This is a genomic window from Undibacterium sp. Di27W, from assembly GCF_049340345.1.
Taxonomy (GTDB): Bacteria; Pseudomonadota; Gammaproteobacteria; order Burkholderiales; family Burkholderiaceae_D; genus Undibacterium.
The window spans coordinates 25,303-42,144 of sequence record NZ_JBMPOS010000016.1; the positions used below are offsets into that span (position 1 = coordinate 25,303).

A 16,842-nucleotide genomic window follows, 5' to 3' on the forward strand; every position below is an offset into this window, starting at 1 on the left:
AAATACGTCAATAAAAAATTAGCGGCATGCCGCCAATAAGGTTTTTAAACGCCGGATCAGTGTGCTTTCCGGACCTGAGTCTTTGCCATAGCGGGCACTTGCATATAGCGTCAGAAAGCGCTCAGCATCTTCAAATTCTGCTGCGGGCAGGCTGGTACGCAATTTTTCCAGATAGGCTTTGGGCCCCTCATGCAAGGCGCGTGCTATGGTCTTTTTCTCCATCTTGCGACAGAAAGAAAAGTATACCTTATCGAGCGCAGTAATACGTGGACGGTTGCGTATCAGGGGCAGGGCCATCAAACCGATGACCAGGCTGGCCACGATAAAAAACAGCAAAGCGATTTGCGTCCAGTCCACCTTCATGAAGCCCAGCGAATTCAAGAAACTTCTTTGTGCGCCAGGGTTGTAATTCAATACCCATTGATTCCATGAGTTATTGACGGCACTCCATTGCATGCGTACTTGATTGAAAAAAGAAACGCTGGCCGGGCTCAGATTCATCAGTCCTGCCAGTCCCTGGCGAGGTACGGCATAGTTCAGGGAACGTTCTACCCGTTCTGGTGCGACGGCAGCGGTGGGGTCTACCCTGAGCCAGCCTTTACCTTCCAGCCAGACTTCAGTCCAGGCATGGGCATTGGATTGCCGTATTTCCAGAAAACCATCTACCGAATTCAATTCGCCACCCTGATAACCAGTGACGACGCGCGCCGGTATGCCCGCCGACCGCATCAGCAACACAAAGGCGCTGGCATAGTGCTCACAAAAACCAGCCTTGGTATCGAACAGGAATTCATCGGCACTATTCCTGCCCAGTCGCGGCGGTTCCAGTGTGTATACATAGGACTCACGCCGGAAATAATCCAGCACGGCCAGTATCAGTTGCTGATCGTCCTGGTATTGCGCACGCAAATTATTGGCAAAGGCTTGCGTGCGCGGGTTATAGCTTTCCGGCAGGGCCAGTGAGCTCGCCTGCGCTTCTTTACTGCTATCGGCGTCCAGGCTATAGCTGGTATAGGAAGTGATGCTGTATTTGATTCTCTCATTGGTGGCCTGGTCGCGTCGGGTTTCCATGAGCCTGTTCACGAAGGCTGCGCTTCCTGCCGCCCCTTCTATTTCAGGATTGCTACTCGGCATGTCCAGTGCAAATAGCCAGTTTTGGCCATTTGCTTCCAGAGTGATTTCCTGGCGTATTGGCTGACCCCGGTAGGTGATCTTGTCAACATTTTGTGTGCTGCTGTAGGCAGACCGCCTTTCTTCCTGAGACCAGTTGCGGCCATCAAATTGATTCATGACGATGCCACGCCAGTAGAGCAGGGGCTTGGCAGGTGCGGCTTGATCAAACCGGACGCGAAAGGCAATTTCTTCAGACTGGGCCAGTTCACTGATATTACCTGGCGACATGGAACCTGAGAGCCCGCTGCGACCGGATTGCGCATCCCCTGGCAAGCCCCAGAGTGGCCCCTGTATGCGTGGGAATAACAGGAAGGCGATAATGGTCAGGGGGATAGCCATACCCAGTATGCCAGCACCGAATTTCAGCCTTTGCCAAAGCGGGGGAACAGCACCGGTGTAATGAAAGGATAATTGCGCTGTCAGCAGCAGACACAGACCCGTCAGTGTGAGTATCGCAGCAAAGATGGTTTGCTGATAAAAGAAGCTGGTCAGCAATAAGAAGAAACCCAGGAAAATCACCACGAACAAATCACGCTTGGCGTGCATTTCCAGTAGCTTGCAAGTCAGCAGCAACACCAGCATGGTGACTCCGGCTTCCCGGCCCAAAAACGTCCTGTGAGTCAGGTATACGCCTGCCATCATCAGTATGGCAACGGGCAGCAATAACAGTGCCGGAGGCAAGCGGCGGCCACTCAGGGTCAGCCAGCCCCGCCATGTCAGCAGTAGGGCGCAGGAGACACTCACCCACCATTTGACGTGTTCTGCATGCGGTAAGAGCACGAAGAAGCAGGCAAAGATCAGCAGCAGGGTGTCGGCCTTGTCGCGCGAAAGTATGGTGCGAAATAGTGGCATTCTCATTTGGTGCATCGCTGGTTCACAGGTCGTAGAGGGCTAAGGCACGCAGACAGGCATTGCAATGCTCGGGCCCGCTGGCTGGATCATATTCCGTTTGCCCCAGGCGAAACCCATAGGTCAATCCCCGCTGATCGGCTTCCAGCACCCAACTGGTCATGCGTGACAATTTAAGTTCTGTGTCCATATTCCCTGACATACTGCGAAAGTCCAGCAGCACATCGCTGCCAGAGCCGCCAGCAAATTGCTTGGTGACCAGATTACCTCCCAGGGATGGATCGACTTTTGCGATCTGTTTCCAGGCCAGATGTTTCATCGCATCTCCTGGCTGGTAGGCACGCACACCAGCAAAGTCTTCATCTCCAGCATGCCCTGGAACTTCTGTTTTTTTTCCTTCGCCAGACAAGGGCAGGGGCGGTGGATTTTCTCCCGGCTGGGGATAGACCAGGGCAACGCTATCTGGCAGCCAGGTGCTCCAGGCCCGCAACAGGCCCAGAGGATAATGGGTTTGCAAGCGTATTCTGGGTATCGCCTGCCAGCCCCTGCTTGTCGTGGGGTAGCTGAGTTGCACGGCGACGCGGTTATCGGGAGCGATGTCGACAAATTTTTCTGGATGACCTTTTTCAGCAAAACCCACACTGATGGCATAACGTGCATGCACACGGCGGTTGATCAGGTAGACCGTGTATTCAGTTTCTTCGCCTGCAAAGACTGCCCTGCTTGAGCCAGGCAATAAATGCAGATAAGCCAGATTACGGAAGGCATAAAACACATTGATCAGGGCAATCCCGCCCAGTACATAAGTCAGGCCAAAACCCAGGTTCAGGCTGTAATTGGTGGAGGCTAAAAACATCAGCAGCAAGAGTACGACGAATACCAGGCCAGGCTTGCTGGGCAGGGTGAATACCCGCCTCTGATTGAGGAATACTTCACCGCTTTCTGGTTTGCTCTCCAGAAAAACGATTTTGCGCAGTCTTTTCTTTATGGATGTGAACATGCCGTTTTTACTTTATGGCCACAGCTTCAGACGCTGACGCGCTTCATCAATTGCGTCAGTAATTCACTACTGGCACTGACTTTGCCTGTCATGGATTTCAATGGGCGCATCCTGTGCGCAATGACGGGTATCAAGACCGCTTGCAGATCTTCAGGCAAGACATGGTCACGTCCCTCCATGGCGGCCCAGGCACGGGCTGCCTGCAGCAGGGCGATAGAGGCACGCGGGCTCATGCCCTCGGCAAACAAATCTCCCTGGCGCGTGGCATGGGCCAGCGCCTGTACATAGTCTATCAGTGAGGCCGAGGTATGGATTTTCTTGAGTTGCTGCTGTGCTTCCATCAATTCTTCGGCTTGCATGACAGCTGGCAATTGCGCCAGCAGGCTGCGCCTGTCTTCGCCCATTAAGAGTGCACGTTCAGCGGCAGCATCCGGGTAACCCAGTGTCAGGCACATCAAAAACCTGTCCAGTTGAGATTCAGGCAAGGCAAAGGTGCCGACCTGATGGGCCGGATTTTGGGTGGCGATGACGAAGAAAGGCTGAGGCAGGTTGCGCGTCTGTCCCTCTACTGAAACTTGTCTTTCCTCCATCGCCTCAAGCAGGGACGACTGGGTCTTGGGTGTGGCGCGGTTGATTTCATCGGCCAGCAAGACTTGGGCAAAGATGGGGCCGGGATGGAAAATAAATTGCGACTTTTCCCTGTCAAAAATCGAGATGCCAACCACGTCTGCAGGCAGTAAGTCACTGGTAAATTGCAGGCGATTGAACTTCAGCCCCAGTGAAATTGCCAGCGCATGCGCCAGCGTGGTTTTGCCCACACCAGGCAAGTCTTCTATCAATAAATGCCCACCTGCCAGCAAACAGACCAGCGCTTGCCGGATTTGCTGTTCCTTGCCTATGATGACATTATTAACCTGTTTGGCGACTTTATGTACTTTGGAAAACATGTTTTTTCCTTGCTTATCAATGTAGGTGCTTGCCTGAAATTCACGGCGCAGGGATGGTTCATCAAACTGGCCTGGCGCGGGAATTGTCAAATTTCTGTGTTCACAGTGTAAACCGAAATATCAAAAACTGTTGCCCATAGTGAAAAGTTTCAGACAGACGGATTTGCAAAATCGGGCAAATAGGGTGAAACTAATTCATTTATTAATAAGACAGATAAGCAGAACGGGTTTCATAAGTCCCGAGCAGGTGTGCACCTGACTTGCAGGATTTGTGGCAGTTCTGGCACCGAGACATGACAACTGCGTACTACACCCATGCTGACTGCAAACGCCATGAAATGGGCTCATGGCATCCTGAATCACCAGATCGCCTGCAAGCCATCGATGATCAATTGATCGCCAGCCGTATCAGCACTTTGCTCGATCATCGTGATGCGCCACAAGCCACAGAAGCGCATCTGGCCAGGGTCCACACTGCCGACGCCATCTACAGGATAAGAGAAAATTGCCCATCTGAAAAGTCGGAATATAGCCATTTTCCACTGGATGCCGACACCTCCCTGAACGCCTATACCTGGCGCGCTTCACTGCGTGCCGCCGGTGCGGCCGTGGCCGCGACCGATGCCGTGCTCGACGGTGAAGTGGAAAATGCCTTTTGTGCCATACGCCCGCCTGGTCACCATGCCACTCCCAGCGAAGCCATGGGTTTTTGCATGTTCAATAATATCGCCGTGGCGGCCAAGCATGCGCTGGAAGTGCGCGGCTTGCAACGCATTGCCATCGTTGACTTTGATGTCCATCATGGCAATGGCACCGAAGAAGCCTTTCGCGATGACGAGCGGGTGCTGATGGTCAGTTTTTTCCAGCATCCATATTATCCCTATACCGGCACCGAGCATCCGGCCAGCAATATGGTGAATATTCCTGTGCCAGCACATAGCTATGGCGATGTGGTGCGCCAACTGGTGACCGAGCAATGGTTGCCAGCCCTGCGCAAGTTTGCACCAGAAATGATCTTTATCTCCGCCGGTTTTGATGCCCACCGCGAAGATGATATGGGGCAGATGGGCCTGGTCGAAGCCGACTATGCCTGGATGACAAAAGAAATCATGAAAATAGCCCAGGAGTTTTCCCAGAAGCGCATCGTCAGTTGCCTGGAAGGCGGCTACAACCTGTCTGCCCTTGGGCGCAGCGTGGCAGCGCATCTCAAAGTGCTGGCAGATCTGGATTGAGCATGATTAATTACGCTAGCCTCAGTCCGCTAAAGACGGAACGTCTCTTGCTGCGCAAGATGGAACGCCGTGATCTGGATAGCGCGGCCCTCATCCATGGCGACCCCGCCACCAATATACATAATCCTACCGGTCCCAGGTCGCGTGAAGCGACCAGGTTATTGCTGGATGATTGGGCAGGCGCCTGGGAGCGCAAGCATTTCGGTTACTGGACCGTTTGTTCTCTCAGCGAGCCACATCAGGTGCTGGGTTTTGGCGGTGTCATGCGCAAGCAAATAGCTGATTTCAGTGGTTTGAATATCTATTTTCGCTTTGCTGCCCATACCTGGGGTAAAGGGTATGCCACGGAAATGGCCAAAGCTGCCTTGCATGCCGCTTTTACCATATTGGCCGAGGATGCTGTGTATGGCCTGGTCAGGCCTGCCAATATCCCTTCGCGCCGTACGCTGGAAAAAATCGGTATGCAGCTATTTTCAGAAGTCGAGGACGTACCAGGTGAAGCGGCCAGCCTGATTTACCGCATCACGCAAGAAGATTATCTGAAACGGCAAAGCTGATCCTTAACACAGGATGTGAAGATGAAAAAAATACTGAGCACTTTACTGGCTGCACTGGCAATGCACGCGACCCAGGTACATGCCGCTGATGATGTGGCTGTTGTCGCAAGCAGGGTCGCGCAATTCATTGATGAATGGCATGACGATGCCGCTCATGCGCGCCTGCAATATTTCGACAAGATGGCAAAAGATGGTATCTATATAGGGACAGACAAGACTGAGCGCTGGAGCAGGGAGGAATTCAAAATCTGGGCCAGGCGCTTTTTCGAGCGGCCATCGGCCTGGGCGTTCAAGTCCTTTAATCGCCACATCAATATGTCAGAAGACCGTCAATGGATATGGTTCGATGAACAATTGCAAACCCAGATGGGTATTTGCCAGGCAACAGGCGTGATACGCCAGACCGCGCAAGGCTTTGAAATCAAGCACTATCAGTTGTCCTTGACAGTCCCGAATGAATTGACGGATTACCTGTCAGCGGGCGTCAAAAAATTGGATGAAAAACAGGCTGAACAAGTACCAAAAAAATAGCCAGAGGCATGGGGTATAAGTCAGGTCAGGCTCAAGGCGACTCTAGTGGTAACTCCACATTGACATAAAACCAGTCTATCTTGCCCCAATCTTTTCTTTGAGCGATCAGGGTTTCGCCTGTCCCCATGACTATGCTGTAATTGAATTCAGTGCCGCTGTTTAGCTGGCCTTTACCGCTGTGCAGAGGGCGATGGCGGTTTTCCCAGATACAGCATACCCGCTGCAGCGCTGACATCCTGGTGTGCCTTATCAGGTAGCGTTCTATTTGTGCAGCCTCACTCCCTCTGACTTTGTAACTTGCCAGCAGGGTGTGGATTTGTGCATCCATGGCCGGTTTGCATTCTATAAAAACCAGGGCATCTGGCTTTTTACCCAGCTTTTGTAAAAAGTCAGCGCATTCTGGCGCATTGCTGCTGGCACCAGGCACAAGCTCTGTCGCCTGGATTGAGCTTGTCATTAATATAGTCAGCGCAATCAGCAAGAAGTGTTTGTACAAAATTTAGTTCCTTCGATGTGTATCAAAGCAAGCTTGCATAGTAAGCTGGATAAGCTGGAGCTTGTCATCCAATTATCTATGTTGATTAAAATCATCGCTAACTGCTACGCGCAGGATGATAATTTGGCAAAATAATCGCCTAAATGGGCTGGTTTTCAGATGTAGAAAGCAAAATCCGGCGCAAGCAGGGCAGAGTTCCGTACAATATCGCTTTGTTTTTGCTAAAAAGAAGAATAAGCATGTCCATACAATGGTTCCCCGGCCACATGAACGCCGCCCGCAAGAAGGCGGCGGAAACCATGGAAAACACCGATCTGGTGATAGAAGTGCAAGATGCCCGTATTCCACAAGCCTCTTGCAATCCCATGGTAGAGTCGCTGCGCACCTTCCGCCAACGTCCTTGCCTGAAGATCTTGAACAAGGCCGATCTGGCCGACCCAAATGCCACCAAGGCCTGGCTGGATTTTTATAATGCCCAAAAAGGCGTGTTCGCTGTCGCCCTGAGCTGCAAAAAGCCATCTGACGTTGCCAAAGTACCTGGCCTGGCCTTGAAGCTGGCACCGCATCGCGGCGTGCCGACCAAGCCTTTGCGCATGATGATCATGGGCATACCCAATGTCGGTAAATCGACTTTGATGAATGCCTTGCTCAAAAAGCGTGTCGCCAATGTGGGTGATGAGCCTGCCGTGACCAAGACCCAGCAACGTCTGTACCTGGGCAAGAACATGATCCTGACCGACACCCCAGGTATGCTGTGGCCCAAGATAGAACATCCTACCGATGGTCTGATGCTGGCAGCCAGCCATGCGGTAGGCGTGAACGCGCTGATCGAGGAAGAAATCGCGACATTTCTGGCTGAGCAATTGCTGATTCATTATCCAAAATTCATCACGGCACGCTATGGCTTTCCAGTCGAAGGCATCGATGCTGTCTCGGTTATTGAGGGTGTGGCCAAGAAGCGTGGTTACAAACTCAAAGGTGGTGACTGGGATTATGAGAAAGCCTCGCATACTCTGTTGCTGGATTACCGTAGCGGTGCCCTGGGCCGCGTGAGCCTGGAAACCCCGGCCAGTCGTGAGCATTTGCTGGCGACCTATGTGCCCCCAATTTTGCTGGGGCAGGGCAAGAGCGTGCAAACCGGCATGGAACCAGAAGAAGCGGACGACATAGAATGAGTGTAGTGGCACAAGCACCTTTTGTCTTGCGCAGCGATGTAGCGGGTGTCACTACCCTGACACTGAACCGTGGCGAGCGCTTCAACCCGCTTTCAGAAGAAATGCTGGCGGCCCTGCAGGCTGAATTCAAAACCATCGCGCTGGATGAAACTGTACGTGTCGTCGTACTGGCTGCCGCTGGCAAGGCTTTTTGTGCTGGCCATGACCTCAGGCAAATGCAGACCAGCCCCTCAGAGGCGTATTACAAAAACTTGTTCCAGCAATGCAGCAAACTCATGCTGGCTATCCAGAAATTGCCTCAGCCTGTCATCGCTCGTGTGCAAGGTCTGGCGACGGCGGCAGGTTGCCAGTTGGTGGGCATGTGTGATCTGGCAGTTGCCAGCGATAATGCCAGCTTTGCTGTTTCAGGTGTCAACGTAGGTCTGTTTTGCTCCACACCCGCGGTCGCCTTGTCGCGCAATGTCTCGCGCAAACAAGCCATGGAAATGCTGCTGACGGGGGACTTTATTGATGCCCAGACAGCCATGCAGCGCGGCCTCATCAATCGTGTCGTCAGCGCCGAACAACTCGATGCCTGCATCGCAGAACTGGCGGCCAGCATCATTGCCAAGCCTGCACTGGCGATCAGCATGGGCAAGCAATTATTCTATAAGCAACTGGAAATGGGTGTCGAAGCGGCCTATCAACTGGCAGGACAAACCATGGCGTGCAATATGCTGGATGATACCGCGCAAGAAGGTGTGCAGGCTTTTCTGGAAAAGCGCAAGCCTGACTGGCCTTGATTACTCTTCCGTTTCCTGATTGCTGACATGGTCGGCGATGACCGCACCAAGTGAGCACCAGACACCTGCCACAAAGCAGGTATACAAAATGGTATAAGAGCTGGGCAACTGCGCAGGCGTGTCGCTATAGGCAAAACTGGCATAGGCATACACCATGACTGTGGTGGCAATGCCTAACAGGTAGCCATGCATCATCGGTGACTTTTTTGCCAGATAACCCACCAGTAATCCTGGCAATACATATTGCGCAAGACCACAAATGGTCATGAAAAATCGATTACTCCAAAGCCCGCTGTCCATCATCACCAAAGTAGGCTGGGGCATGGATGCTCTCAGCGTGGCAATAAAAATCATATACAGCAAGCCATAGACCACAGTGGCCAGGGCTACTGCCTGGATATTGGGTTTGGAAATAAAAGGTTGGAATGCCATAGGGGCAAGATTATACCCTTAGCTGCTGAAGAATTGGGCACAATTGAAAGTGTTTTTATTCCATACTTTTGGGGATATTTAAGAGGATGGCTTGCGACTGCTGAGTCGCAACATGACCGGCAATCTTATTAACGTCATTCCTGCGTGCTTTTAGCAGGAATCCAGCGGCGTTTGTGGTATGCCGTGTTGTTCGTTACATGATTCACTATGATTAGCACGACTTCCCTCCGTGGATACAAGCCGGGTCTCGGCCCGGCAGCCGAAATTCTTTCTTTGCGTCGCCAAAGAAAGAATTCAAAGAAAGGCGACCCAGGCATAGCCGCCCCTGCGGGGTTCCCGTTTGTGCAGTACAAAAAATGGGAAGATCCGAAACTCGCCTGCGGCTCAGACAGCGGCTCTTCTTTTTCCATTTTCTGTACTGCACAAACGGCGGCTACACATGGGAACTGCTAACGTCAAAAACAACTGCTAAAGTCAAAAGCAACCCCAGCGTTGCTGCGACGTTGAGCGAGCATACTTCGGTTAAATGGGGTTTGCTAAACTCCAAACACCGCTACCCAATCACCTTACGCGCAAACGACTCCAGGTAATCCATCAAGCCATCAGCAGCTTTGGCAGCCTGTTCTTCATTGCCTTTGGCGATTGCCTTGGCGACCAGCATGTGGCAGCGGGCGCCTTCTTCTATGTCGCCTTCGTGCTGGAATGCGTACCAGAAGCGGCGGCATTTGATGATGAGGGGGATGACGGCGGCTACGGCAGAGGGGTTGCGGCAGGATTCGTGGACGACGTGGTCCAGGGCCTGGTCGGCAGCCATGTAGTCATTGAGGTCATTACGCTTGGCGGCGACCAGCATTTTGTCAGCGCATTCGACGATGTCCTTGCGGTGCTGGGGCGTGGCGCGGCGGGCGGCGCTGGAGGCGATCAGGCGTTCTATGACACGACGGGTTTCTATCAGGGTCATGTGCTCGGCGGCTTCAATGTCGCTGATGATCAGGCCACGCCTGGGCATTTGCTGTATCAAGCCATTTGAGGACATGCGCATCAGGGCTTCACGCAATGGGGTGCGGCCCAGGCCGGTTCTTTCCACCAGTTCAGATTCGACGACTGGTGAGCCAGGCTTTAACTGCAGCGTGACTATCATGCTTTCTATGGCGTCATAAGCAACGTCAGCAGCCCGCAGTTTTGGGGTGAAAGTGAGTATTTTTTCAGGAGTAGCAAGCATCAGATATCCATGTTCTGTATTTTGTATGGATTTTACCTATTAGTGTACGAATTTTACCTTGTAAAAGTACGTACTTATCAAATTCTACGTGTTTTTCTATTGTTATCGCTGTTTTTTGACATAAAGCAATATATTCCTTTGCACGATTTTGCCATGGACTGTCCTTATTTGCTGGTGATTTGCGCAGAAATCGGCATAGGTGTAGATTTTAAACCGGATTTTAAGTTAAGCTAGGCATTATAAATATAATTTAAATATATTTATAAATTACCTTATTTGCAATAGTTATTTGCAGTAATTATTTACAATCATTAATTGCAATACTTATTTCTGGATTGCCACTTGCTTACGGAGTTGATCAATTGACCTTACCCTCACCCCCTTTCCCGGCTCAGGAAAAACGCCAGCAAATGGCCAGCCAGATGGCCAATGTATTTTTTTCTGAGAGCTTGTTCGATGCCATGTCGGACATCGTTTTTTTCGTCAAGGATCACGAAGGGCGCTATCTGGTAGTCAATCACACCCTGGTCCGGCGCTGCGGCGCCAGGGACAAGGATGCGCTGTTAGGCAAAAAGGCAGAGGAGGTATTCCCCACTTCGCTGGCGACCAGTTATGCCGCACAGGATGCCCTGGTCTTGAGTGGCAAAAAAGAAATCCATGATCAGCTGGAATTGCATCTCTATCCCAATCGCTCCCCCGGCTGGTGCCTGACGCAAAAAATCCCTTTGCGTGATACCCGTCATCACATCATAGGCATGGCTGGTATCTCGCGTGACCTGGCCATGCCAGACCAGCGCCACCCCGTGTACGCCAAGATTGCCGCTGCCGTAAAACATCTGCATCAAAACTACACACAAACCATCGCCATGGCAGACCTGGTCAAACTGACGGGGCTCTCGGTGGCACAACTGGAACGTAACTTCCACAAGATATTTTCCCTGACACCGCGGCAGATGATGGTCAAAATCCGGCTTGATGCAGCTTCTTCGCTTCTGGCGGAGTCGCAATTAAGCATCACTGACATTGCAGTTGCCTGTGGTTATCAAGACCACAGCGCCTTTTCCCGTATCTTTAAGGCCACAGTTGGCATGACCCCGAGTGAATACCGTGACGCAGTGGTACGGAGCTGAAAAACAGGGGGGGATGTTTTTTTGGAAACAAGATAGTCATTCAAATGACAATCTTTGACAAAGATGTGTTTTATTCTTTGTTCAATGCCTTGTGGAAATAATCCCTGAGGCAGAAAACCAAAACACCACCTGGCATCTTGCACAGGAGGGAAAAAAACTGGAGACAATATGTTTGTAAAATTGAATCGCTGTAAAGCGATGGCTAGGCTTTTGCTCGTCAATTTGATGTTGTGCTGCAGTGTCAGTGCCCATGCAGAGGCGAATGACATCGTGATAGGTCAATCCACTGCACTGACCGGCATTTTGGCAGAACTGGGTTTGGCTCATTCTACTGGTGCGAAAGCGTATTTCGACTATGTTAATTCCCAGGGCGGCGTGAATGGCCGCAAGATAAAGCTGGTCATTCTTGATGATGCCTATGATGCGACCAAGTCCATCGCCAATGCCAAACAATTAATAGAAAAAGAAAAAGCGATTGCTCTGTTTGGCATGCTGGGTACACCAGCCAATACCGCGTTGACCCCTTTGCTGGATGAGGCTGGCATACTCAGCTTTGCCCCCGTGACTGGTGCCGAGGTTGTGCGCAAGCCTTTTAACCGTCGTATCTTTAATATCCGTGCCGGTTATGTCATGGAAACAGAAAAAATCATTGACCACCTGAATGTACGCGGTATAAAAAAGGTCGGTGTGGTGGTTCAGAACAATGCTTTTGGCAAGGAAGGTCTGGCAGGCATAGAACAGGCAGCCGCCAAACGTCAGTTGAAACTGGCGACTGTCGTCAGCATCAATAGCGATTCATCTGATCTGGACAAGGCAGTCAGTGCCATGGAAGCCGCCGATGTGCAATCCATCATCCTGATTACGGCAGGTAAGGCTTCCAGTGATTTTATCCAGGCCTATAACAAGAAGGTCAAGGGCATGCAGTACTTTGCCTTGTCTGTGTTAGCCTCGCAGGCCGGTATCAATGCGCTGGGCAAGGACGGTGTGGGTGTGATTATTTCCCAGGTCTTGCCTTTCCCGTTTTCTGCCACGACGACACTGGTGCGCGAATACCAGAAAGTCATGAGCAAGATGGGCATCAAGGAATATTCTTACCTGGGCATAGAAGGCTTTTTGGATGCCAAGGTGTTTGTTGAAGCCATCAAGCGTGCCGGTAAGGATGTCAATAGTGAACGCCTCATCACTGCCCTGGAAGGCATGGGGCGCACCGACTTTGATGGCTTCATTGTTACCTTTGGCAAGAATAATCACCAGGGTTCTGATTATGCCGAGCTGACCGTGGTATCGAAAGACGGTCGTTTTTTGCGTTAATGTGCATTAATTTTTGCTAAGCCGGTTGAGATGAAGGACGATCAACCGGCAGCGCTTTAGCGTATGCCCCAGATAAAGGGATCATCTTCATCCAGCAATAACTGAGCGACTGCATTGACAAAGGCACTGCCCCGCAAGCTGGGCAAGACCTTGCCATCTTCTGTATGGCGATAACTGGCCACAAAGACACTGCCCAGTATGCTTTCTTGCCGCCATGCCTGGCCTTCTGCCAGCTTGCCATCCGCTGCCAGGCAAGCCAGTTTGGCACTGGTGCCTGTGCCGCAAGGCGAGCGGTCATAGGCTTTGCCGGGGCACAGCACAAAGTTTTGGCTATGATTATCGGCTGACATCGGTGCGCCAAATAATTCCACATGGTCGATCAATGCGCCGTCTTCACCGGTGACACCCTGCTGCTCAAGTGCCTTTCTGACACGCCAGCTAAAGTCGGTCAATTGCTCGACATTTGATAAGCGTAAATCCTGTCCATGCTGGTTAATCAAAAAGAACCAGTTACCACCCCAGGCGATATCGCCAATGACTTGTCCATGTCCGGCAACATCGATTTGCACGGCCTGGCGATAACGGTAGGAGGGGACATTGTGCACGGTCACTGTGTTATCAGTATGCAGCTCTGCTTCTACAATGCCTACTGGAGTTTCTATTCGGTGTTTGCCTGCCGTAATCCTGCCCTGATAGGCGAGGGTGACGATGAAACCTATCATGCCATGGCCACACATGCCCAGGTAGCCTACATTATTGAAAAAAATCACCCCTGTCGTGCAGCCTGGGTCATGCGGCGTACAAGCCAGCGCACCGACGATGACATCCGAGCCACGTGGTTCGCAGACTGTGGCTGAGCGGTAGTGGTCGAATTTGTCACGAAACACTTGCAAGCGCGTCGCCAGGTCACCAGTGCCCAGGTTGGGGCCGCCATCAATAATAATACGCGTAGGTTCACCACCAGTATGTGAATCAATAACCGAGATTTTTTTCATGTTTTTGCCAGTGTAGGATTAGGTTGCCATATCAGGCAGACCTGTTCCCGGGGCTGCCTGATACGTCGTCAATACAATACTGGCCTTAGCTTAGGCAAAACCACTGTTTTTGTCTTGATACAAATTTTGCTGGCGTGCGACGAAATCAGCATAGCAATACTGATAATGCTATCCTGCTTTCAGAGCGTGAAACAGGTTTTAATCGACCTTGCCAGTATTTGCAAGATTTTTGTAGCGTGTGATTTGTTCCGCCAGCATGGCATTGACCATGGGTGCCATTTTTTCAAAACCGCCTGGCATATAACCACCAACCGTATAGGTCAGCACCAATTTGCTCAGGGCCTGACTATTATCAGCTGGTTTTTGTGCAATAAAATCCCAGCCCATGCTGCCAGCCAGGCCATGTGCCTGCAAAGGGCCCAGTGCACCTGTCATGCGCAAGGCCTTGCCCGGTGCCGCATGGACTACACTCATATGCTGTACACCGCCGCCATGTGGATATTTCTCGCAAAAGCATCCGCCTGGCCTGGCATCAATGCTCAGGTTCTTGGTATTCAAGGTATAAGTATGAGAAGGATTCCACCAACTGCCCACATTGACCAGCAATTCATAAGCTTCTTCAGGCGGAATATTCAGTTGCACTTCATGTCTGACCTGGAAGCCATTGCTGGTGACATTGATAACTTCTGCGATGGCTGGCGTGCTCAGATAAAGCAGGGCGGATACGAGGCCGATGGCCAGGCGGCTTAATTGACTGCTGCTGAGATTTGGGCGCATATATCGCTCCTTTTGAAGGATCCATTAAGTGTAGGCGATGAATTTCTTAGCTTGAAGCACTTTTTTGATGCATACAGATGGTAAAGTACGTTTCGCATTTTGGCCATGCGATAATATTTACAATGAGTAATTGTAATGCGTTATTGCTACACGCCATCGCAAGACCTGAGGAACCATTAAACCTGTTGCATGAATTTGTATCCAAACCAAACTGAACATGAAATGCCCAAAGAGATCAAGCAGCGCCTGATTGGCGGTTTGCTCATCTCTATCGCAGTGCATGCATTTATTCTTTGCCTGCAGTTTGGTTTGCCCGGCCTGGGTGTTCCGGGTCTGGAGGCACCATGGGCCAAGCGCCGTGCCGAATCGCCGCAGATCAGCATACAGATTGCCAATACAACATCAGCCAGCAATGCCAACAACGCTACCTCCGCCAGCGCTGCTGCGGCAAGCGACTCGTCTGCACCCATGACGCCAGTCAAAGAAGTCACACCCAAAACGGATGCTACACCTGCTTCAGTACCTGTCTCAACAGCAGCCTCAGCCAGATTGACACCAAAAACCGCCGCTACTGAGCGCAGTGAGAGCAAGGCGGCCAATGCTGGCATACGCCTGGTGGCACCGCAAAAGGCGGCACCAGTACCAGCACCGCAGCTCGCCAAATCCCTCAGCAAACCACGTGCAGCACATAAAGCCAGGCAGGATGCAAGCCCACCTGCGGCCCAGCAACGCAAGACGCAAGCCCCTGACATCGCCAGAGTGATAGCCCAGGACATGCCGCGTGACGACAGCTTTTCCATGGCGGTGCCCAATCCTGACGATATACCCAAAAAAGCCGAGACTGAGCCTGACCCCAAGAAGCAATATGACACTGTGACACAAGAAGGTGTAGAGCAAGAGACACCACAGGAACAGGCCGCCAAAGCCCAGGAAAAAGAGCAAAAGCGTAAAAAACGTGAAGAACTGATGCGCAAGCAAGCCGAAGAACTGGCGCAACAGGCCAGCACCGACGGCAAGGCCCAGCTCAAGCAAATGAGCAAGCAACTGGATGAAGAAAACCGCAAGGATGCCGATGAAGCCAATCGCAAACAAGCGGCAGCATTAGCCCTGCAAAAACAATTGGAAGCGGAAGAGCAAAACCGCCGCGCCCAGCGCGAAGCGGCGCAAGCTGAAGAAGTCAAACTGGCCGAACAAAAACGCCAGGATGACAGCAAACGCCAGGAGGAAGAAAAACAACGCACCCAGCAACTGGCCCAGGCACAACAGCAAGCAAAAGACCAGCAGGCGAAAGAACAGCAAGCAAAAGAACAGCAAATTGCACTTGAGGCAGAAAAACGCAAACAGGAAGAGCAGCGCCAGCAAGCAGCCGCAAAGCAAAAGCAGCAAGAAGAAGTAGTCGCCAAACAAAAGAATGAAGAACTGCTAGCGAAACAAAAGTCCGAAGAACTGGCGTCCAGGCAAAAAGCGGAAGAGCAGGCAGCACGCCAGCGTGCAGAACAAGTCGCGGCTGAGCAACGTGCACAAGCACAAGCACAAGCACAAGCACAAGCACAAGCACAAGCACAAGCACAAGCACAAGCACAAGCACAAGCAGCAGCCTCTGCCAAAGCTGCTGCAGCACAGGCCGCTGCCAATAACCAGACTGCCAACGCAGGCGTCAATCCTGGTCAGAGCAACGGTCAACAAAATAATGCTGCTGCCAATACTCCAGGTAATGGCAGCAGCCAGGGTAACAAGTCTGATCCCTTTGCTTTACCCAAAAATACCCTGGGCGGTGACCTGGTCAGCAAGGCCAGGGATCAGGCGCGTGGCCTGGATTTATTACGCGGCACGCCGCCAGTGGTGCGCAGCGATACGGAAGAAAAACCGCGTCGCCGCAGCCTGTTTGGCAGCCAGGACAAGGACGTACCTTTGCGTCTCTATATCGATAGCTGGAAGCAAAAAATCGAGCGCAATGGCAGCCTGAATTATTCGCAACTGGCCAAAGACCGGGCGCGTGGCGATCCTGTCGTCGTGGTTTCCATACGTAGCGATGGCAGTGTAGAAGACATCACCATCGTGCGTTCCAGCGGCCGTGCCGACATCGATGAGGCAGTACGCCGCATCGTGCGCATCAATGCCAAATACTCCGCCTTCCCGCCCAATATCGCGGCACAGTACGATGTCATAGAAATACGCCGTATCTGGAACTTTGAAGATAATCTGCGATTGGTTGAAGAGCTGCATTAATCCA

The 16,842-nt window shown here is 51.8% G+C and carries 16 protein-coding genes; 8 read left to right on the plus strand and 8 right to left on the minus strand.

The genetic code is table 11. The annotated features are described in order from the left end of the window. Nucleotides 1-18: 18 nt before the first annotated feature. The 3 genes from ACO0LF_RS25940 to ACO0LF_RS25950 are packed head-to-tail and all read right to left on the minus strand — an operon-like array spanning nt 19 to nt 3,969. Nucleotides 19-2,025, minus strand: coding sequence for a transglutaminaseTgpA domain-containing protein (locus ACO0LF_RS25940; protein ID WP_423019332.1), 2,007 nt, complete (start codon nt 2,023-2,025; stop codon nt 19-21). Nucleotides 2,026-2,047: 22 nt separating this feature from the next. Beyond that, nucleotides 2,048-3,022 carry a DUF58 domain-containing protein gene (locus ACO0LF_RS25945; protein ID WP_423019334.1) on the minus strand — a complete coding sequence of 325 codons (975 nt, stop codon included), beginning with the start codon at nt 3,020-3,022 and terminating at the stop codon, nt 2,048-2,050. A 26-nt stretch (nt 3,023-3,048) separates the two neighbouring features. Further along, complete coding sequence (locus tag ACO0LF_RS25950) at nt 3,049-3,969, minus strand: AAA family ATPase (RefSeq protein ID WP_423019336.1); 921 nt, start codon at nt 3,967-3,969, stop codon at nt 3,049-3,051. 293 nt (nt 3,970-4,262) lie between these two features. On the opposite strand from ACO0LF_RS25950, the gene ACO0LF_RS25955 reads away from it, so the two are divergent. The 3 genes from ACO0LF_RS25955 to ACO0LF_RS25965 are packed head-to-tail and all read left to right on the plus strand — an operon-like array spanning nt 4,263 to nt 6,289. Then, nucleotides 4,263-5,201, plus strand: coding sequence for a histone deacetylase family protein (locus tag ACO0LF_RS25955; protein WP_423019338.1), 939 nt, complete (start codon nt 4,263-4,265; stop codon nt 5,199-5,201). Nucleotides 5,202-5,203: 2 nt separating this feature from the next. Continuing rightward, nucleotides 5,204-5,758: a GNAT family N-acetyltransferase gene (locus ACO0LF_RS25960; RefSeq protein ID WP_423019340.1), complete on the plus strand. Its 555-nt coding sequence runs from the start codon at nt 5,204-5,206 to the stop codon at nt 5,756-5,758. A 21-nt stretch (nt 5,759-5,779) separates the two neighbouring features. Continuing rightward, entirely contained in the window at nt 5,780-6,289 is a 510-nt protein-coding gene (locus tag ACO0LF_RS25965; protein WP_423019342.1) for a nuclear transport factor 2 family protein, read from the plus strand. Nucleotides 6,290-6,320: 31 nt separating this feature from the next. Here ACO0LF_RS25965 and ACO0LF_RS25970 read toward each other — a convergent pair whose 3' ends face one another. Beyond that, nucleotides 6,321-6,746, minus strand: coding sequence for a DUF4952 domain-containing protein (locus ACO0LF_RS25970; protein WP_423019344.1), 426 nt, complete (start codon nt 6,744-6,746; stop codon nt 6,321-6,323). Between the two features lie 278 nt (nt 6,747-7,024). Here ACO0LF_RS25970 and ylqF point away from each other — a divergent pair, with 278 nt between their 5' ends. Beyond that, the gene (ylqF, locus tag ACO0LF_RS25975) at nt 7,025-7,960 is read left to right on the plus strand and encodes a ribosome biogenesis GTPase YlqF (protein WP_423007046.1); all 936 of its coding nucleotides are present in this window, start codon (nt 7,025-7,027) and stop codon (nt 7,958-7,960) included. 5 nt (nt 7,961-7,965) lie between these two features. After that, nucleotides 7,966-8,742, plus strand: coding sequence for an enoyl-CoA hydratase (locus ACO0LF_RS25980; protein WP_423019346.1), 777 nt, complete (start codon nt 7,966-7,968; stop codon nt 8,740-8,742). On the opposite strand, the gene ACO0LF_RS25985 is transcribed toward ACO0LF_RS25980, so the two are convergent. After that, nucleotides 8,743-9,174, minus strand: coding sequence for a hypothetical protein (locus ACO0LF_RS25985; protein ID WP_423007050.1), 432 nt, complete (start codon nt 9,172-9,174; stop codon nt 8,743-8,745). A gap of 553 nt (nt 9,175-9,727) precedes the next feature. Further along, on the minus strand, nt 9,728-10,396 hold the full coding sequence (locus tag ACO0LF_RS25990; RefSeq protein WP_423007054.1) for a GntR family transcriptional regulator: 669 nt from the start codon (nt 10,394-10,396) through the stop codon (nt 9,728-9,730). 362 nt (nt 10,397-10,758) lie between these two features. Between ACO0LF_RS25990 and ACO0LF_RS25995 the strand changes: the two genes are divergently transcribed. Together ACO0LF_RS25995 and ACO0LF_RS26000 are read left to right on the plus strand one after the other, a co-directional pair. Next, on the plus strand, nt 10,759-11,526 hold the full coding sequence (locus tag ACO0LF_RS25995; protein WP_423019348.1) for a helix-turn-helix domain-containing protein: 768 nt from the start codon (nt 10,759-10,761) through the stop codon (nt 11,524-11,526). Nucleotides 11,527-11,694: 168 nt separating this feature from the next. Beyond that, nucleotides 11,695-12,837, plus strand: coding sequence for an ABC transporter substrate-binding protein (locus ACO0LF_RS26000; RefSeq protein ID WP_423019350.1), 1,143 nt, complete (start codon nt 11,695-11,697; stop codon nt 12,835-12,837). A gap of 56 nt (nt 12,838-12,893) precedes the next feature. Here the strand turns inward: ACO0LF_RS26000 and ACO0LF_RS26005 are convergent, their stop codons facing one another. Both ACO0LF_RS26005 and ACO0LF_RS26010 read right to left on the minus strand, forming a co-directional pair. After that, nucleotides 12,894-13,832: a 4-hydroxyproline epimerase gene (locus tag ACO0LF_RS26005; protein WP_423019352.1), complete on the minus strand. Its 939-nt coding sequence runs from the start codon at nt 13,830-13,832 to the stop codon at nt 12,894-12,896. 198 nt (nt 13,833-14,030) lie between these two features. Beyond that, nucleotides 14,031-14,609, minus strand: a complete 579-nt coding sequence (locus ACO0LF_RS26010; RefSeq protein ID WP_423019354.1) for a hypothetical protein — start codon at nt 14,607-14,609, stop codon at nt 14,031-14,033. 222 nt (nt 14,610-14,831) lie between these two features. Here ACO0LF_RS26010 and ACO0LF_RS26015 point away from each other — a divergent pair, with 222 nt between their 5' ends. Continuing rightward, entirely contained in the window at nt 14,832-16,838 is a 2,007-nt protein-coding gene (locus tag ACO0LF_RS26015; protein WP_423019356.1) for a TonB family protein, read from the plus strand. The last annotated feature ends 4 nt before the right edge of the window (nt 16,839-16,842 follow it).